This window comes from Micromonospora antibiotica (assembly GCF_017599305.1).
GTDB classification, from domain to species: domain Bacteria; phylum Actinomycetota; class Actinomycetes; order Mycobacteriales; family Micromonosporaceae; genus Micromonospora; species Micromonospora antibiotica.
This window is the reverse complement of sequence record NZ_JAGFWR010000007.1, coordinates 264,257-280,899: the sequence shown is the minus strand read 5'-3', so window position 1 is coordinate 280,899 and position 16,643 is coordinate 264,257. Positions and strand designations below refer to the sequence as shown.

The 16,643-nt window shown below is 72.4% G+C and carries 15 protein-coding genes and 1 pseudogene; 9 read left to right on the top strand and 7 right to left on the bottom strand.

Annotated features, from left to right (window positions below):
- Window positions 1–250 precede the first annotated feature (250 nt).
- Window positions 251–4,633, top strand: a complete 4,383-nt coding sequence (locus JQN83_RS15740; protein WP_307799324.1) for a S8 family serine peptidase — start codon at window positions 251–253, stop codon at window positions 4,631–4,633.
- Between the two features lie 250 nt (window positions 4,634–4,883).
- Here the strand turns inward: JQN83_RS15740 and JQN83_RS15735 are convergent, their stop codons facing one another.
- Both JQN83_RS15735 and JQN83_RS15730 read right to left on the bottom strand, forming a co-directional pair.
- Window positions 4,884–5,123 carry a winged helix-turn-helix domain-containing protein gene (locus JQN83_RS15735; RefSeq protein ID WP_208567882.1) on the bottom strand — a complete coding sequence of 80 codons (240 nt, stop codon included), beginning with the start codon at window positions 5,121–5,123 and terminating at the stop codon, window positions 4,884–4,886.
- Between the two features lie 92 nt (window positions 5,124–5,215).
- On the bottom strand, window positions 5,216–5,623 hold the full coding sequence (locus JQN83_RS15730) for a hypothetical protein (protein WP_208567881.1): 408 nt from the start codon (window positions 5,621–5,623) through the stop codon (window positions 5,216–5,218).
- On the opposite strand from JQN83_RS15730, the gene JQN83_RS15725 reads away from it, so the two are divergent.
- Window positions 5,616–5,966 carry a DivIVA domain-containing protein gene (locus JQN83_RS15725; protein ID WP_208567880.1) on the top strand — a complete coding sequence of 117 codons (351 nt, stop codon included), beginning with the start codon at window positions 5,616–5,618 and terminating at the stop codon, window positions 5,964–5,966. The two genes, JQN83_RS15730 and JQN83_RS15725, sit on opposite strands and share 8 nt — an antisense overlap.
- Window positions 5,963–6,211 (top strand): annotated as a pseudogene (locus JQN83_RS15720) (hypothetical protein); the annotation flags it as partial. The gene JQN83_RS15725 and the pseudogene JQN83_RS15720, both read left to right, overlap by 4 nt.
- 192 nt (window positions 6,212–6,403) lie before the next feature.
- Here JQN83_RS15720 and JQN83_RS15715 read toward each other — a convergent pair.
- The 5 genes from JQN83_RS15715 to JQN83_RS15700 all read right to left on the bottom strand — a co-directional run bounded on the left by JQN83_RS15715 (window position 6,404) and on the right by JQN83_RS15700 (window position 9,964).
- Window positions 6,404–6,724 (bottom strand): DUF1416 domain-containing protein, encoded by a 321-nt coding sequence (locus JQN83_RS15715; RefSeq protein ID WP_208567878.1) that lies wholly within the window; start codon window positions 6,722–6,724, stop codon window positions 6,404–6,406.
- Window positions 6,725–6,727: 3 nt separating this feature from the next.
- Window positions 6,728–7,576: a sulfurtransferase gene (locus JQN83_RS15710; RefSeq protein ID WP_208567877.1), complete on the bottom strand. Its 849-nt coding sequence runs from the start codon at window positions 7,574–7,576 to the stop codon at window positions 6,728–6,730.
- Window positions 7,577–7,780: 204 nt separating this feature from the next.
- Window positions 7,781–7,858 carry an Ms5788A family Cys-rich leader peptide gene (locus JQN83_RS34340; protein WP_323135737.1) on the bottom strand — a complete coding sequence of 26 codons (78 nt, stop codon included), beginning with the start codon at window positions 7,856–7,858 and terminating at the stop codon, window positions 7,781–7,783.
- Window positions 7,859–7,974: 116 nt separating this feature from the next.
- Window positions 7,975–8,754, bottom strand: coding sequence for an LmeA family phospholipid-binding protein (locus tag JQN83_RS15705; protein WP_208567876.1), 780 nt, complete (start codon window positions 8,752–8,754; stop codon window positions 7,975–7,977).
- A gap of 163 nt (window positions 8,755–8,917) precedes the next feature.
- Window positions 8,918–9,964 (bottom strand): hypothetical protein, encoded by a 1,047-nt coding sequence (locus tag JQN83_RS15700; RefSeq protein WP_208567875.1) that lies wholly within the window; start codon window positions 9,962–9,964, stop codon window positions 8,918–8,920.
- Window positions 9,965–10,238: 274 nt separating this feature from the next.
- Between JQN83_RS15700 and JQN83_RS15695 the strand changes: the two genes are divergently transcribed.
- The 6 genes from JQN83_RS15695 (at window position 10,239) to pstA (ending at window position 16,637) form a co-directional block, all read left to right on the top strand.
- Entirely contained in the window at window positions 10,239–10,955 is a 717-nt protein-coding gene (locus JQN83_RS15695; protein ID WP_088643167.1) for a winged helix-turn-helix transcriptional regulator, read from the top strand.
- 164 nt (window positions 10,956–11,119) lie between these two features.
- Window positions 11,120–12,010, top strand: a complete 891-nt coding sequence (locus tag JQN83_RS15690) for a polysaccharide deacetylase family protein (protein ID WP_372444043.1) — start codon at window positions 11,120–11,122, stop codon at window positions 12,008–12,010.
- Between the two features lie 48 nt (window positions 12,011–12,058).
- Window positions 12,059–12,982: a mycothiol synthase gene (gene mshD, locus JQN83_RS15685; RefSeq protein ID WP_208567874.1), complete on the top strand. Its 924-nt coding sequence runs from the start codon at window positions 12,059–12,061 to the stop codon at window positions 12,980–12,982.
- A 326-nt stretch (window positions 12,983–13,308) separates the two neighbouring features.
- On the top strand, window positions 13,309–14,412 hold the full coding sequence (gene pstS / locus JQN83_RS15680; protein WP_208567873.1) for a phosphate ABC transporter substrate-binding protein PstS: 1,104 nt from the start codon (window positions 13,309–13,311) through the stop codon (window positions 14,410–14,412).
- 45 nt (window positions 14,413–14,457) lie between these two features.
- Window positions 14,458–15,552 carry a phosphate ABC transporter permease subunit PstC gene (pstC, locus tag JQN83_RS15675; protein ID WP_208567872.1) on the top strand — a complete coding sequence of 365 codons (1,095 nt, stop codon included), beginning with the start codon at window positions 14,458–14,460 and terminating at the stop codon, window positions 15,550–15,552.
- Complete coding sequence (gene pstA / locus JQN83_RS15670) at window positions 15,549–16,637, top strand: phosphate ABC transporter permease PstA (protein ID WP_208567871.1); 1,089 nt, start codon at window positions 15,549–15,551, stop codon at window positions 16,635–16,637. Before pstC ends, pstA begins: the two co-directional genes overlap by 4 nt.
- The last annotated feature ends 6 nt before the right edge of the window (window positions 16,638–16,643 follow it).

Here is a 16,643-nt window from a genome sequence, read left to right as displayed (position 1 = left end):
CGACAGGTGCCGACGCGGCTGGATTCAGCCTAACGGTCAGCGTGGCGCCTGGTTACTGACCAAATACTGACCGACCCGATCCATTGATCAGTATGCTTCTCCGGCTGAGCATGATGCACAGCGGCCGTGGGGGGCCGGCCCTCCAGCACCCACCACCGGCCGTCTCCCCCAGCCGCTCCGCGTGGCCACCACCACGGCACACGCGGCCGGGTCCGAACCGATCGGGCCCGACGACGTGGGGAGGAACAGCGTGCTCAGACGACCGACCGGACGACCGTCCCGGTGGCGATTGGTGGCCGCGCTCGCGGCCGGACTGTTGGGCCTCACCGCCCAGCCCGCACTACCCGCCGGTGCCGCACCGGCCACGCCCCGGGCCACCGTGGACCAGCAGGTCCTCGACGGACTCGCCGACGGCACCGAAACCTTCCTGGTCTACCTGCGCGAGCAGGCCCCGCTCGCCGACGCGGCCCGGCTGCGCAGCCCGGACGCCCGCGCCGGTGAGGTCCACCGACTGCTCACCACCACCGCCGAGCGGACCCAGCGCGACCTGCGCGCGGTGCTCGACGACCGCAAGGCCACCTACACCGCGTACTGGATCGCCAACGCGCTCCGGGTGACCGGCGACCGGGCGCTGCTGGACGTCGTCGCCGCCCGTCCCGAGGTCGCCCGGATCTCCCCGACCCGCAGCTACCCGCTGATCCGCCCGGTCCGCAGCACCGACGCCCGCGCCGGCACCGACGCCGTCGAGTGGGGGTTGACCAACATCGGCGCCCCCCGGGTCTGGGACGAGTTCGGCGACCGGGGTGAAGGCCTGGTCGTCGCCAACATCGACAGCGGCGTCCAGTTCGACCACCCGGCGCTGGTCAACTCCTACCGGGGCAACCTCGGCGGCGGCACCTTCGACCACAACTACGACTGGTACGACCCGGCCGGCATCTGCCCGCAGGACGCCCCCTGCGACAACAACGACCACGGCACCCACACCATGGGCACGATGGTCGGCACCGACGGGTCCGCCAACCAGGTGGGGGTCGCCCCCGGCGCGAAGTGGATCGCCGCCAAGGGCTGCGAGTCCAACAACTGCTCGGACGCCTCACTGCTGGCCGCCGGCCAGTGGGTGCTCGCCCCGACCGACCTCAACGGCCAGAACCCCCGCCCCGACCTGCGCCCCGACATCGTCAACAACTCCTGGGGCGGCGACGGCGGCGACCTGTGGTACCAGCAGACCGTGGCCGCCTGGCGGGCCGCCGGGATGTTCCCGGTCTTCTCCGCCGGCAACGACGGCCCGGCCTGTGGCAGTGCCGGCTCCCCCGGTGACAACTCCAACGCGTACGCGGTCGGCTCGTACGACGTGAACAACAACATCTCCGGCTTCTCCGGCCGGGGCAACGCCACCGACCCGGCCGGGTTGAAGCCGAACATCGCCGCGCCCGGCAGCAACGTGCGCTCCAGCGTCCCCGGCAACGGGTACGCGTCGTTCAACGGCACCTCGATGGCCGCCCCGCACGTGGCCGGCACGATCGCCCTGGTCTGGTCGGCCGCGCCCAGCCTGCGCGGTGACATCGGCGCCACGGAGGCACTGCTCGACCGCACCGCGACCGACGTCGACGCGACCACCTGCGGGGGCACCGCCGCCGACAACAACGTCTTCGGCGAGGGTCGGCTCAACGCGTACGAGGCGGTCCGGCAGGCCCCGCGTGGGCCGGTGGGCCGGATCAGCGGCACGGTCACCGACACCGCCGACGGTGACCCGGTCGCCGGTGCCACCGTCGCCGACGGCGACCGCAGCACCACCACCGGCACGGACGGCCGGTACACCCTGACCGTGCCGGCCGGCGAGACCACGCTGACCGTGTCCGCGTACGGCTTCCGCACCGCGACCGGCACCGTGACCGTCCCGGCGGACGGCACTGTCACCCGGGACTTCGCCCTGACGGCGACCCCGACGGTCACCGTCTCGGGTCGGGTCACCGACGGCTCCGGGCACGGCTGGCCGTTGTACGCCACGATCGAGGTCGCCGGCCGGCCCGGCGCACCGGTCTTCACCGACCCGGTGACCGGCCGGTACTCCTTCACCGTGGCCGGCAACTCCGACTACAAGCTCACCGTCACCGCGAAGTACCCGGGCTACCGGACGGTGACCAAGGACCTGACCGTCGGCGCGACGGCCACCACTGCGGACATCCCGGTCCCGGTCGAGGCGGCCTGTGTCGCCGCCGGTTACACCGGCAGCCTCAGCGCGCCGCTGCTGTCGCAGAGCTTCGACGGCACCACCGCACCGGAGGGCTGGTCGGTGCGCAACCGCACCGAGAAGGGCGGCTGGGTCTTCAACGACCCGGGTGCGCGGGGCAACCTGACCGGCGGCACCGGCGGGTTCGCGATCGTCGACAGCGACAAGCTCGGCACCGGCAACACCCAGGACACCGACCTGATCGCCCCGCCGGTCGACCTGTCCGCCTCGGCCGCTCCGCTGCTGCGGTTCCGCAGCGACTGGCGGGCGGTCGGGATCAGCGACACCGCCGACGTGGACGTCTCCACCGACGCCGGGGCGAGCTGGACGAACGTGTGGCACCAGACCGCCAGCCGGCGCGGCCCCCGCGTCGAGGAGGTGCCGCTGACCCCGGCGGCCGGCGCGACCGGGGCGCTGGTGCGCTTCCGGTTCAAGGGCACCTTCGCCTGGTGGTGGCAGGTGGACGACGTCCAGCTGGTCAACCGGGACTGCACCCCCGTGCCGGGTGGCCTGGTGGTCGGCAACACCACCGACCGCAACACCGGCGCGGCCGTCAACGGGGTGACGGTGACCAGCGTCGACCGGCCCACCGACACGGCCGTCTCGGCGGCCACCCCGGACGACCCGAACCTGCCGGACGGCTTCTACCACCTCTTCTCGGGGCTGACCGGCGCCCACCCGTTCACCGCGTCCCGGCCGCCGTACACCCCGGTCACCCAGCAGGTGACGGTGGTGGCCGACAGCACCCGCCGGGCCGACCTGGCCCTGGCCGCGGGGCGGCTCACCGTCAGCACCACCACGATCGAGGCCCACCAGCCGTACGGCAGCACCCGCAACGCCAAGGTGACGGTCCGCAACACGGGCTCCGCCCCGGCGACCGTGGAGCTGCTGGAACGCGGTGGCGGGTTCGAGGTGCTGTCCACCGGCGGCGCACCGCTGCGGGAGCAGGTGGTCAAGGGGATCAGCACCGGCCGTACCGGTGCCCGGTACGGCGGCGGGAACGCCGACGCCGCGCCGCAGGCCGACGACGCCTGGACGCGGATCACCAACCTGCCCGCCGCGATCTACGACAACGCGGCGGCCAACCTGGACGGTAAGGTCTACTCGGTCGGCGGCGGTGGTGACACCGGCAACGAGCGCAAGGCCTGGGTGTTCGAGCCGGCCACCGGCGTCTGGACGGCGCTGCCCGACCTGCCGCACGCCCGTTCCAAGCCGTCCGCCGTGGGTATCAGCGGCAAGCTGTACGTGCTCGGCGGCTGGGGCGACGGCACCGGTGCCGAGCCGACGGTGGACGTCTTCGACCCGGCCAGCGGTTCGTGGAGCACCCTGGCCGGGGCGGTCAACCCGGCCCCTGCCGCCGCAGCCGGCACCGCCGTGGCGGGCGGCAAGGTGTACCTGGTCGGTGGCTGCGTCGACACCACCTGCACGGAGAGCAACAAGCTGGTGGTGTTCGATCCGCGTACCGGGACGTTCCGGGCCGGAGCGGCCTACCCGCACCCGGTCTCCTGGCTGTCCTGCGGCGGGATCGGCGCCCAGGTGTACTGCGCCGGTGGCGTCGCCGACGACGAGTACACCGACGCCTGGCGGTACGAGCCGGCGTCGGACACCTGGAGCCCGCTGCCGAACCTCCCGGTCGACCTGTGGGGCTCCCAGTACGCGTCGGCCGGCGGCATGCTGGTGCTGGCCGGCGGGGTGACGGGCGGCTCGACGTCGGTCACCAACCGGACGGTCGGCTTCGACCCGGTCGCCGGGGCGTGGCGGAACCTGCCGAACGCCCAGTTCAACAGGTACCGGGGCGCTGCCGCCTGCGGGGCGTACAAGATCGGTGGTTCGCCCAGCTCGTTCGTCGGCTCGGCGGACAGCGAGCGGCTCGGTGGGCTGGAAGGCTGCGCCGACGCCAGTGACCTGCCGTGGCTGTCCACCGCACCGACCAGCTTCACGCTGGCCCCGGGGGCGTCCCAGACGGTCACCGTCACGCTGACCGCCACGGCGGCGGCCGGGGTGCTCCAGCCCGGGGCATACTCGGGTGAGCTGGGGATCACCTCGGACACGCCGTACCCGGTGTCGTCGGTCGGGGTCGAGATGAACGTCTCGCCACCGAACAACTGGGGCAAGATCCAGGGCACGGTGACCGGGGTGACCTGCGGCGGCCAGACCGTCGGCGTTCCGGCCACGATCCGGCTGAACCTGGTCAACTCGACCACCGGCACCACGCTCACCGCCGACGCCCAGGGCCGCTACGCCTGGTGGCTGCCCAAGGGCAGGTACGAGGTGATCGTGGCGAAGGACAGCTGGGTGCCCCAGGTCCAGCGGGCCGTCGTGGAAGCAGGCATCGTCGGCACGCTCGACTTCCGCCTGGCGCCGACGTCGACCTGTGCGGGAGCACGGGCGTCCGGCCTCTGACCGGACAGCCGCACTGACGGTGGCCGTCGACCCCTCCCGGGTCGGCGGCCACCGCCACGTCCCCCGGCGACCGGGGCGCGAGGGGGTCCAGCGACCGAGGCGCCACTACTTCATGGTTGTAGTGGCATCAGAGCGGGCGGATACCACTACAACCATGAAATTGAGTCGATCATGGAGGGGGCATCCGGCCGCGAGGAGGCATCCCGCCGTGGAGGGGACATACCACGGCCCGAGGAAGCGTCAACCGCCGTCAGGGCTTACGCAGCCACGTCGCCGGGTCGGTGATGTAGATGCCCTTGCCCTGGTGCCGGCTGATCACCCCGAGCGCCTCCAGCCGCACGTTGACCAGGTTGATCGTCGACGGGCTGACGCTGAACCGGCTGCACTGCTCGCTGATCGAGGGCAGCTTGTCGCCCGGTTTGTACTTACCCGACCTGACGTCGGCGACGATCTCGTCGGAGATCCGGATGTAGTCCGGGGTCGCAGGCATGGCACTCCTCGCGTGGCACCCGCGATTCGATCACGCTCTCATCACGGCACGCAACTACGCACTGCAACCAGTCGTTGACTCTCTCAAGTTCCTCAAATAAGTTGGTCGGCGAGCACTCCTCGCGTGGCAACGAGCAGGGCTCTCCCCCGGTCGGGGCGGGTGACGACGCTGGAAGGGAACCCGCCCGCCCCGACCACCTTCCACGGCAGCGCCATCCCGCTGCCCCTGCGGGAAAGGTGGCCCATCATGTGCAGGTTCCTCCGACTCCTCCGCCGGCACCGGTCGACCGGTGCCGGCCGGCCCAGGAAGACCACAACCGACTGGTCGTGGTCGACCACGACCGACCAGCCCAGGGCAGTCACCGTTAACCGACCCAGCGAGACCACAACCGACCGGCCCCGGTCGACCACGACCGACCAGCCCAGGGCAGTCACCACCAACTGGCCCGGGGCGACGAGAACCAACCGGCGCAGGGCGTTCCATCGACCCCCGATGACCACCGCCGGGTGGGTCGGGGCAGCGGGGCGGCAGAACACCGGCCACCACCACGGGCCGGCGGCACACCACCACCAACCGGTGGCACACCACCACCAACCGGTGGCACACCACTACCAACCGGTGGCGCACCGGCCGCTCTGCACGAGCCAGGTGCGGCAGCAACGGTTCCGGCGGTCCCGGCACGGGCTGGACCCGGCCGAGGTGGACGGGTTCCTGCACCTGGTCGCCGACGAGCTGGCGGTGCTGCACGCCGAGCTGGCCCGTACCCGGGAGGAGAACGCGCGGATCAAGGGTGCGCTGCGCGACTGGCAGTCCCGGTTCGCACCCCGGGTGGTGCGGGCGTGACCACCGCGACCGAGCGCGAGCGGTACGTCGTACACCTGACTGTCGCCGCCGACGACCTGCCGGCGGCGCGGCTGCTGGCCCGTGCGATCGGGCGGTCGCTGGCGTTCCTGCCGGAGTTGGTGCTCGGTGAGACGACCGTCTCCGAGGAGGGCGGGTCGCAACCGCAGCATCAGGTCTTCTGCGACAGGCGGCTCGGTGGGCGTCGCCGCTGCGTCCGGCGGGTCGATCACCAGGGCGGCTGCACCTCGTGACACCGCCGGCCGGGCGAAGGCCCGGTGGGCTGGCGGGCGACAGGCACCTTGCGCCTGCCGGGCGGCGGGCACTCGCGCCTGCCGGGCGCGGACACCCGGGTGCCGGGCGGGCCGCCGGAGGGTGCGACGGCCCGGGGCCGGTCACCCCGGGTGGGGTGACCGGCCCCGGGCCGATCGATGCGTGGGTCAGGCCACCGTGACGGAGACCTCGTTGATGCCCCGGTTGGCGGTCACGGCGGTGTCGCCGTTGCCGTGCCGGGACAGCGCCCGCAGGGTCCAGTTGCCCGGCGCGGCGAAGAACCGGAACTGCCCGGTCGGCGAGGTGACGACCTCGGCGGTGAACTCACCTGTCGAGTCCAGCAACCGGACGTACGCGCCGGGCACGACGTCGCCCGACTCGGCCAGCACCTGGCCGGTGATGACGGTTTCCTTCTCCAGGTCCAGGCTGGCCGGCAGAGGCGCGGACTGGTCCGGCGCGGCGCAACCGGCGGCGGTGGGAGCGGTCATGGCTCAGGCCTCCCCGGGCTCGTCGCCGAGCGCCACCGGCACACCGACCAGCGAGCCGTACTCGGTCCAGGAACCGTCGTAGTTCTTCACGTTGGGGTGGCCGAGCAGCTCCTGCAGGACGAACCAGCTGTGCGAGGAACGCTCGCCGATCCGGCAGTAGGCGATGGTCTCCTTGCCGTCGTCCAGCCCGGCGTCGGCGTAGATCTTGCGCAGCTCGTCGTCGGACTTGAAGGTGCCGTCCTCGTTGGCCGCCTTGGACCACGGCACGCTGATCGCGGTCGGGATGTGCCCGGCCCGCTGCGCCTGCTCCTGCGGCAGGTGCGCGGGGGCCAGCAGCCGGCCGGCGAACTCGTCGGGGCTGCGCACGTCGACCAGGTTCTTGGTGCCGATCGCGGCGACGACCTCATCGCGGAACGCGCGGATCGAGGTGTCCGGCTCCTGCGCGACGTACTGGGTGGCCGGGCGGGTCACCGCGTCCTTGACCAGCGGACGGGCGTCCAGCTCCCACTTCTTGCGACCGCCGTCGAGCAGCTTGACGTCGCGGTGGCCGTAGAGCTTGAAGTACCAGTACGCGTACGCGGCGAACCAGTTGTTGTTGCCGCCGTAGAGGACCACGACGTCGTCGTTGCCGATGCCCCGCTCGGAGAGCAGCGCCTCGAACTGGGCCTTGTTGACGAAGTCCCGGCGGACCTGGTCCTGGAGGTCGGTCTTCCAGTCGAGCTTGATGGCACCGGCGATGTGGCCGGTGTCATAGGCGGAGGTGTCCTCGTCGACCTCGACGAAGACGACGCCCGGGGCGTCGAGGTTCTTCTCGGCCCATTCGGCCGAGACGAGTGCGGTGTCGCGACTCATCAGATCACTCCCTGGTGAGGATGGGTGGTGAGCCAGCGCGGGTGGTGGAGATCGGTGATGTCGCACCATGCGCGGGACCCATAGAGGAACGGATCACGGGTTCGTGCGACGGCGCCGCTGCCGGGCGTTTCGGAGGGTGGGCACCGCAGGGTCAGTGGGACCCCGGGTGCAGTGGCCGCTGGGCGGCCGGAGACAGCCCCGCCGTCAGATGACGGAGCGACACAGGCAGGTGGCCACGCGGCACAGGTCGACCGCGCGCCGTTTGGTGAGGTGCGTCCCCATGGTTTCGGAGCCTACCAGCCGTCCCGGAGAGTGCCAGGGGCCGACCACCATACGGGACGCGGCCCGGCCTGCCGGGGAACCCCGGGGACGGGCCGCGTTCAGAACTGAGCGGTGGGTCAGCTGGCCGAGTTGATCGGGACGTCCTTCGCGTCGGCGGTCACCGTCAGCCCCTCCGGGCGCGGCTCGACCTTGCGGACGTTGAGCTGGAACGGCAACTCCGGCAGGGGCACGTCGACCGAGATGCCCCGGGCGTAGTTGTTCAGCAGGGTCCGGGCCAGCGGTACGTTCGGCAGCCCCTGGGCGTTCAGGTCGCTGAACTTCAACGCCACCTTGCCGCCGTCGGCCACGGCCACCTCGGCGGTGCCGGTGACGGTGAGCTTCTGGCCGAGGATGTCGACCGGCGCGGTGACGGCCAGCTTGCCGTTCTGCTCACCGAGCTTGAGCCCCGGCCGGTCCAGCAGCTTGGCCAGGCTGTCGTAGGTGACCGTGCCGGTGCCGGCCACCGTCTCGGCCACCACCTCACCCTGCCCCGAGCGGATGGTGTCCAGCGAGGCGCGCACGTTGCGGGCGTCCACGTCGAGCCGGGGCAGGCTGACCGCGTTGCCCTCCACGGAGCCCTTGACGTCGGTCAGCACGATCGAGATCCGCTCGTACCGGCCGTCGACGACCTGAGTGAGGAACGGGAACCCGCCCACGTCCACCTGGGGCGGCGCGGAGCTGGCGTTCTGCTTGGCGACCTCCTGGGTGACCTGGTCGGCGATGGCCCGTTCGGCCAGGCCGGCCGCCACCCGGTCGGCCACCACCAGCAGCCCGCCCAGGATCAGGACCAGGACGACCAGTACGACGAGCCACCTGCGCCCGCGCCGCCGGGGCCGCTCCTCGTACGTCTGCGCCACGCCCGTCTCCGTCCGTCGTCGCCGTCGCCGTCCCGCGACGTGCCGTCGTGGCCGTCGCGGTCCCGCGACGTGCCGTCATCGATGCCGCCGCCCGCGGCGCACCGCTACTACCCGAGCGCCGTCGCGCCCAACCGCGCCGCGCGCCCGCCGCCGTCAACCGGCGTCAGAGAAAGAGCACACACATGGCGTACGCCGCAGGAGCGGCCAACGCGAAGCCACCCAGCGGGCCCTGCATGTGCCGGGCGATCCACATGGTGGGTGGTTCGCCCGCCATCAGCCGGCCCGCCTCGGCGTAGCCGACGGCGAGGTCGGCCAGCACGGCGGTGGCCGCGGTGACCAGCCCGATCAGCGCGGCGCTGGTCGGGGTGAAGCCCACCAGGTAGCTGCCGAGCAGGGCGCTGGTGAGGGTGCCGGCCATCGCGCCGACCACCACCCCGGCGGCACCCCGGGGCACCTGCGGCGCCAGCCGGGGCCAGGCCAGCACGGCGTCGGTGAGCCGGGCCACGGTGAGGGCGACGCCGGTGGCGACCAGGCAGACGGTGATCGCCTGGGTGCCGGCGGGAATCCGGCTGAGCGTGATCAGGGTGGCGAACGCCACCACGCCGACCACGATCAGCAGCGTGGTGCCGAGCGAGTCGGTCACCCGGACCCGGTCCACCCGGCGGACGAGTTGACCGAGCACGCCGAGCAGGAACCCGCCCAGCGCCACGAACCCGAGCGGGGCCAGCCCGGCGACGTCGGTCTGCACCGCGGCGACGTCGGCCGCCGCGGCGACCACGCCACTGGTCAGCGCGACCAGCAGCAGCGCGGGTGGGCGCATGGCCATGGTCCAGGCCAGCACGAAGAGCAGTTGGACGCCGAACACGATGACCGCGAACGGCAGCCGGTGTCCGGGCCCGGCGGTCTGCGCACCGAGCACCAGGCCGACGCCGAGCAGCGCCGCGAAGCCGGCGACGGTCAGCGAGAGCGGCCGGTGCACCTCGACCGGCTCGATCGGCTCCTCGTCCGGCTCGACGTCGTCGTCCTCGCTCCGGCGCGGGGCACCGCCCTTACGGAACCGGCGCGGGCCACGCTCGCGGCGGCTCCCGGTGTCGTCGTCCGGGGCGGGGCGCGGCCCGGGTGCGGGTCCGCCGGCCGGGCCGGCGGGCCCGTCGGGGGCGCCGTCGGCCCACGGGTCACGGCCGGTGTCGGGCGAGGTGGAGGGAAACACGCCCCGATCGTGCCAGACCGACGGGGTCCGGCGGGGATCACGGGGCGTCCGGCGGGGGATCACGGTTTCGGCGACGTTAAAACCTGGGCGGTGATCACGGGCAGATCCGACAAACAGGAAAGGACGCCGGGGTGACGACGGGGCGATCGGTTACGCTCAAGCCGTTACCCGCCCGTCAGCGACGCCGGGACCCACGCAAGTTCTCAGCGCCCCGCCCACCGGCGGGTCAGCTGGTCGCGTGCGGCCATTGAGCCGCCGGGACGGAGGTGATCGTGTGGAGCTCCTGCTGCTGGTGACCGCGCGTGCAGGTGAGCCCTCGGCGGTGCTGCCGGCACTCGACCTGTTGCCGCATTCGGTGCGTACCGCGCCGCGCGACGTGCGCACCCTGGTTTCCGGGCCCAGCCCGGACGCGGTGCTGGTCGACGCCCGGTCGGAGTTGAGCGAGGCCCGTGCCACCTGTCGCATGTTGCACGCCACCGGCCTGGGTGTGCCGCTGGTCGCGGTGGTCACCGAGGCCGGCCTGATCGCCCTCAACGCCGACTGGGGCGTCGACGACGTGATCCTGGCCGGCGCGGGCCCGGCCGAGGTGGAGGCCCGGCTGCGGCTCGCGGTGGGCCGGCTGAGCAACGCCACCTCCGGGGCCGGCGGTTCGATCCGGGCCGGCGAGCTGAACATCGACCCGGACACCTACGCCGCCAAGCTCAAGGGCCGGCCGCTCGACCTCACCTACAAGGAGTTCGAGCTGCTGAAGTTCCTGGCGCAGCACCCGGGCCGGGTGTTCACCCGGGACCAGCTGCTCCGCGAGGTCTGGGGCTACGACTACTTCGGCGGCACCCGCACGGTGGACGTGCACGTCCGACGGCTGCGGGCCAAGCTCGGCTCGGAGTACGAGTCGATGATCGGCACCGTGCGCCAGGTGGGTTACAAGTTCGTCGTCCCGCCGTCGTCCCGGTCCCTGCCGGAGTCCGAGCCCGCGCCGCTGCCGGTCTGATCCCGGTCCACAGCACCACCGGCCGGGAGCACTGTTTCCGATACGCCCCTTTTGCACCTGTTGTCGGCTCTATTCTTATTGCCGTAATCAGCAGGAGTGAAAGGGGCGACGGTGCGTGCACTGACCACGGGGGCGACGAGCGGGCCGTCCCGTCATCCTGACCGGTGGGGGCACTGATGCGCCCCCGGTCGACCGGTGGGACCGTCGGCGTCGTCACCCTGGTGCTGGCCGCCCTGCTCGGGTCCACCTACGCCCTCGGGCGCAGCATGACCCCGGCCCCACCCCGGCAGCCGATCGGCGCGTCGACGCAGATCGGCGGCGCCCAGTACGGCGAGCAACCCGCCGACCCGGACGCTGCACCGACCGGCCCGGACGACACCGGCCCCACCGGCGCCCCCACCGCCGACGGGACCGATCCGGACTCGGCCCAGCCGGCCAGCGGCGGCGACGGCCCGTTCGGCAGCCACGCCAGCACCGGCACCGGCGAGGTCGCGCTGACCTTCGACGACGGTCCGGACCCGACGTACACGCCGCAGGTGCTGGACGTGCTCCGCGCGTACGGGGTCAAGGCGACGTTCTGCGTGGTCGGCGAGAACGCCCAGGACCATCCGGAGCTGCTCCAGGCGATCGTCGCCGACGGGCACACCCTGTGCAACCACTCGTGGCACCACGACGTGCTGCTCGGCAAGCGCTCCCCCGCCCTGATCCGGGCCGACCTGATCCGGACCAACGAGGCCATCCACGCCGCCGTGCCGGACGCCCGGATCAGCTACTTCCGGCAGCCCGGCGGGGCCTGGACGTACCCGGTGGTGTCGGTCGCCGAGGGGCTGGGGATGACCCCGCTGCACTGGACCGTCGACCCCAACGACTGGCAGGTCCCCGGTGCCGCGAAGATCACCACGGTGGTCACCCGGGACACCGGGCCGGGCGCGGTCGTGCTCATGCACGACGCCGGTGGCGACCGGCAGGGCACCGTGGACGCGCTGCGCCGGATCCTGCCCGACCTGCTCGCCCGGTTCCGCCTGGAGGCGCTGCCGCCCGGCGGGGCCAACTGAACCGATCGACGGGCGGGACGACCGGGCGGCTCCCGCTACGGTGATCAGATGAGCAGCGGCGAGTCGACGACCGACCGGTTGACCCAGAGCGACCGGCTCACCCCGGCCGAGGTGACCGAGGTGCTGGCCCTGGCCCGCCTCGCGGGCGACACCGACGGAGCCGACCCCTTCGACGAGCACACCCTGCTGCGGCTGCGCGACCCGCAGGCGGCAGCCCGGCACCTGAGCACCCACGCCCCCGACGGCACCCTGACCGGGTACGCCCACCTGGACACCACCGACCCGACGTCCGGTGTCGGGGTGGAGCTGGTGGTGCGCCCGGGTTTCCGGCGGCGGGGCACCGGACGGGCGCTGGCCCGGGGCGTACTCGCGGCGACTCCCGGACCGGTGCGGGCCTGGGCGCACGGCGACCACCCGGCCGCCGCGGCGCTCGCGGTCGACCTGGGCTTCGCGCGGGCCCGGGTCCTCTGGCAGTTGCGCCGCTCGTTGACCGACCCGGTGTCGGAACCCCACCTGCCCGCCGGGGCGACACTGCGGTCCTTCCGCCCCGGCGAGGACGACGACGCCTGGCTCGCGCTCAACGCCCGCGCCTTCGCCGGGCACCCGGAGCAGGGCCGGTGGACCACCGCCGACCTGCGGGCCCGGCTGGCCGAGCCGTGGTTCGACCCGGCCGGTTTCCTGCTCGCCGTCGACGCTGCCGGGCGGCTGCTCGGCTTCCACTGGACCAAGGTGCACGAGCGGCCCGGCTCGGCCCGCATCGGCGAGGTCTACGTGGTGGGGGTGGACCCGGACGCGCACGGTGGCGGCCTGGGCCGGGCGCTCACCACCGCCGGGCTGGCCTACCTGCGGGACCGGCGCGGGCTGGACCGGGTGATGCTCTATGTCGACGAGTCGAACACGGCGGCCGTCTCGCTCTATGAGCGGCTCGGTTTCGCCCGCTGGTGCGGGCACGTGAACTACCACCTGGGCTGACGCTCTCCCGTCCACTCCACCCCGGCCGGTGACCGGCCGGGGCACGACCGGTGCGGTCTCCGTGCGGTAACGGCGGGGCCACGCCCGGATAACGGCTGCCCGGATATATCGCATCAATGCGGATACCGGGACGGCAGTTCACCTAACGGACAACCCTCCCTCAGGCAGCGGTCACCTTCCCGGCCGGGGCTGTTCATGCCCCGTTCACTTCCGACCGGCGAACCGTCTACCTGGCACTTCTAGCTTTCGTGTCAGCCGGTCAGCGCGCCGGCACTCGGGCCCCAATCCGGGCGACCTGACCAAAGACGTGAAGGGAAACCCCTCAGGTGAAGCTCCAGCGGCACGGCGCCATTGCCTGCCTCGCTCTTACCGCGGTCCTCGGCCTCAGCGCCTGCGGCTCGGACAACAACGAGCCGGCCAGCGCCTCCGCCTCCGGCTCGGCCAGCGCGGCCGACTGTGGCAAGGGCACCCTGAACGCGCAGGGCTCCTCCGCGCAGAAGAACGCCATGGCCGAGTGGATCAAGGCCTACCAGCAGAAGTGCGCCGGCACCACGATCAACTACGAGGCCAGCGGCTCCGGCGCGGGCATCCAGGCGTTCATCGCCGGCACCGCCGACTTCGCCGGCTCCGACTCCGCCCTCAAGCCGGAGGAGCAGCCGCAGGCCGACGCCAAGTGCACCGGCGGCGCGGCGCTCAACCTGCCGATGGTGATCGGCCCGGTCGCGGTCGTCTACAACGTCGGCGGCCTGGACAACCTCCAGCTCAAGCCGGCCACCCTGGCGCAGATCTTCGCCGGCAAGGTCACCAAGTGGGACGACCCGGCGATCAAGGCCGACAACCCGAACGCCACGCTCCCCGCCACCGCGATCCAGACGGTGCACCGCTCCGACGAGTCGGGCACCACCGACAACTTCACCAAGTTCCTGTCGAAGACCGCCGCGACGGACTGGACCTTCGGCAACAACAAGGCGTGGAAGGCCCCGGGCGGGCTCGGCGCCCCCAAGTCCGACGGTGTCGCCGCCAAGGTCAAGAGCACCGAGGGCACGATCAGCTACGTCGAGTGGTCGTACGCCGAGAACTCCGGCCTCAAGAAGGCCAAGGTGCAGAACGGTGCCGGCGAGTACGCCGAGCTGACCGCCGAGTCGGCCGGCAAGACCATCGCCGGGGCAAAGATCGAGGGCCAGGGCGACGACCTCAAGATGTCGATCGACTACGCCACCAAGGAGGCCGGGGCGTACCCGATCGTCCTGGTGACCTACGAGATCGTCTGCAGCAAGGGCATCGCCGCCGACAAGCTGCCGCTGGTCAAGGGCCTGCTGGGCCACGCCGCCAGCACCGAGGGCCAGGCCGAGCTGGTGGAGCTGGGCTACGCCCCGCTGCCCGACTCGGTCCGCACCAAGGTCGAGACCGCAGTCAAGAACCTCGGCTGACCCTCCCGAGCGACAACACCTCCTCAAGTCGAAGCGAGCGAGCAGATGGGTGAAACCCCTCACCGCTCGGCACACGCCGGCACCGGCGGGCATGCCGTGACCCAGGGTCACGAGCGGTCCGCCGGTGCCTCGGCGCGTGTGGCCGAGGCACCAGTCAGCACCCGTACCCCCCACGACGACGACCACGGCCTGGGCGGGGGCGGCGGGCTGCCCCGGGCCCGCGCGTTCGGCGCGGAACGGGCGTTCCGTGGCGTGACCCTGGCCGCCGGTGTCACCGTGCTGGTCGTCATCGCGGCCATCGCGGTCTTCCTGGTCGCCAAGGCCGTGCCGGCGCTGCGGGCCAACAGTGCGAACTTCTGGACCTTCGAGGGCTGGTTCCCCAACGACGATCCACCCACGTTCGGCATCGGCGCGCTCGCCTTCGGCACCCTGCTCACCGCGCTGCTGGCCCTGCTGGTCGCGGTGCCGGTGGCGCTGGGCATCGCCCTCTACCTGTCGCACTACGCGCCGCGGCGGCTCGGCACCGCCCTGGGCTTCGTGATCGACCTGCTGGCCGCCGTGCCGAGCGTGGTGTTCGGCCTGTGGGGGCGGGACTACCTCGTCGGGCCGGTCGCCGACCTGTCGGCCTGGCTGAACCAGTACTTCGGCTGGATCCCGATCTTCGGTGACGGCCCGTACGGCAACTCGATCCTGCTTGGGTCCCTCGTCCTGGCGATCATGGTGCTGCCGATCATCACCTCACTCTCCCGCGAGGTGTTCCTCCAGACCCCGACCGCCAACGAGGAGGCCGCCATCGCGCTGGGGGCCACCCGCTGGGAGATGCTGCGCACGGCGGTCCTGCCGTACGGCCGGCCCGGCATCATCGCCGCCGTCATGCTCGGCCTCGGCCGGGCGCTCGGCGAGACCATCGCGCTCGCGCTCACCCTCGGCTCGACGTACGCCATCTCGTTCAACATCCTCGCCAACGGCGGCAACAGCATCGCCGCGAACATCGCCAACCGGTTCGCGGAGGCCAACGAGACCGGCCGGGGTGCGCTCATCGCGTCCGGCCTGGTGCTCTTCGCCATCACGCTGGTCGTCAACATCACCGCGCGGGCGATCATCTACCGCCGCCGCGAGTTCACGGAGTCGGCCGCATGACCACCACCCTCACCCCCCGCCGTTCCCGCCCACCGGCCCAGCCGGACAGCCTGCGGGCGAAACGCCTGCCCGGGTACGCCGCCCCCGCCCTGGCCGTGCTGGCCCTGCTGGTCTCCGCCGGCCTCGTCTACGGCGTCGACCTCGGCGGCCCGGTCCTGGTCGTGGTGCTCGGCGCGCTGCTCTACCTGGCCGGCCTGTTCGCCGCCGCCAACGCGGTGGAGGGCCGCCGGTCGGCCCGCAACCGGTTCTGGAGCGCCCTGATCCACTCCGCCCTGGTGCTGGCCGTGCTGCCGCTGGCCTCGGTGGTGTGGACGCTGTTCAGCAAGGGCACCGCCCGGCTCGACGGCGACTTCTTCGGCAGCTCGATGAACAACATCGGGGCCCGCGACGCCAACGGCGGCGCGTACCACGCCATCGTCGGCACCCTGGAGCAGGTCGGCATCGCCACCGCGATCACCGTCCCGCTCGGCGTGCTCTGCGCGATCTACATCGTCGAGTACGGCCGGGGCCGGTTCGCCTTCACCATCCGGTTCTTCGTCGACGTGATGACGGGCATCCCGTCCATCGTCACCGGGCTGTTCGTGCTGGCCTTCTGGGTGCTGATCGTGTCCCCGTGGTTCAACGACGGCCAGCCCGGCTTCTCCGGCTTCGCCGCCGCGCTCGCGTTGAGCGTGCTGATGCTGCCGACGGTGGTCCGCTCCACCGAGGAGATGCTGCGGCTGGTCCCCGCGCCGCTGCGCGAGGGTGCGTACGCCCTCGGCGTACCCAAGTGGAAGACCATCCTGCGGGTGGTGCTGCCCACCGCGCTGCCCGGCATCGTCACCGGCATCATGCTCTCCATCGCGCGGGCCGCCGGGGAGACCGCCCCGGTGCTGCTCGTCGCCGGTGGCGGTGCAGCGATCAACTTCAACCCGTTCGAGAACAACCAGTCGTCGCTGGCCCTGTTCGTCTACCAGCAGGCCGGCGAGGCGTCGAAGTACTCACCGGCACGGGCCTGGACGGCGGCGTTGACCCTGGTCGTCCTCGTGCTCGTGCTCACCGTCGCCGCGAAGCTGCTGGCCCGCCGCAACCGGCTCGGCCGATGAACCCCG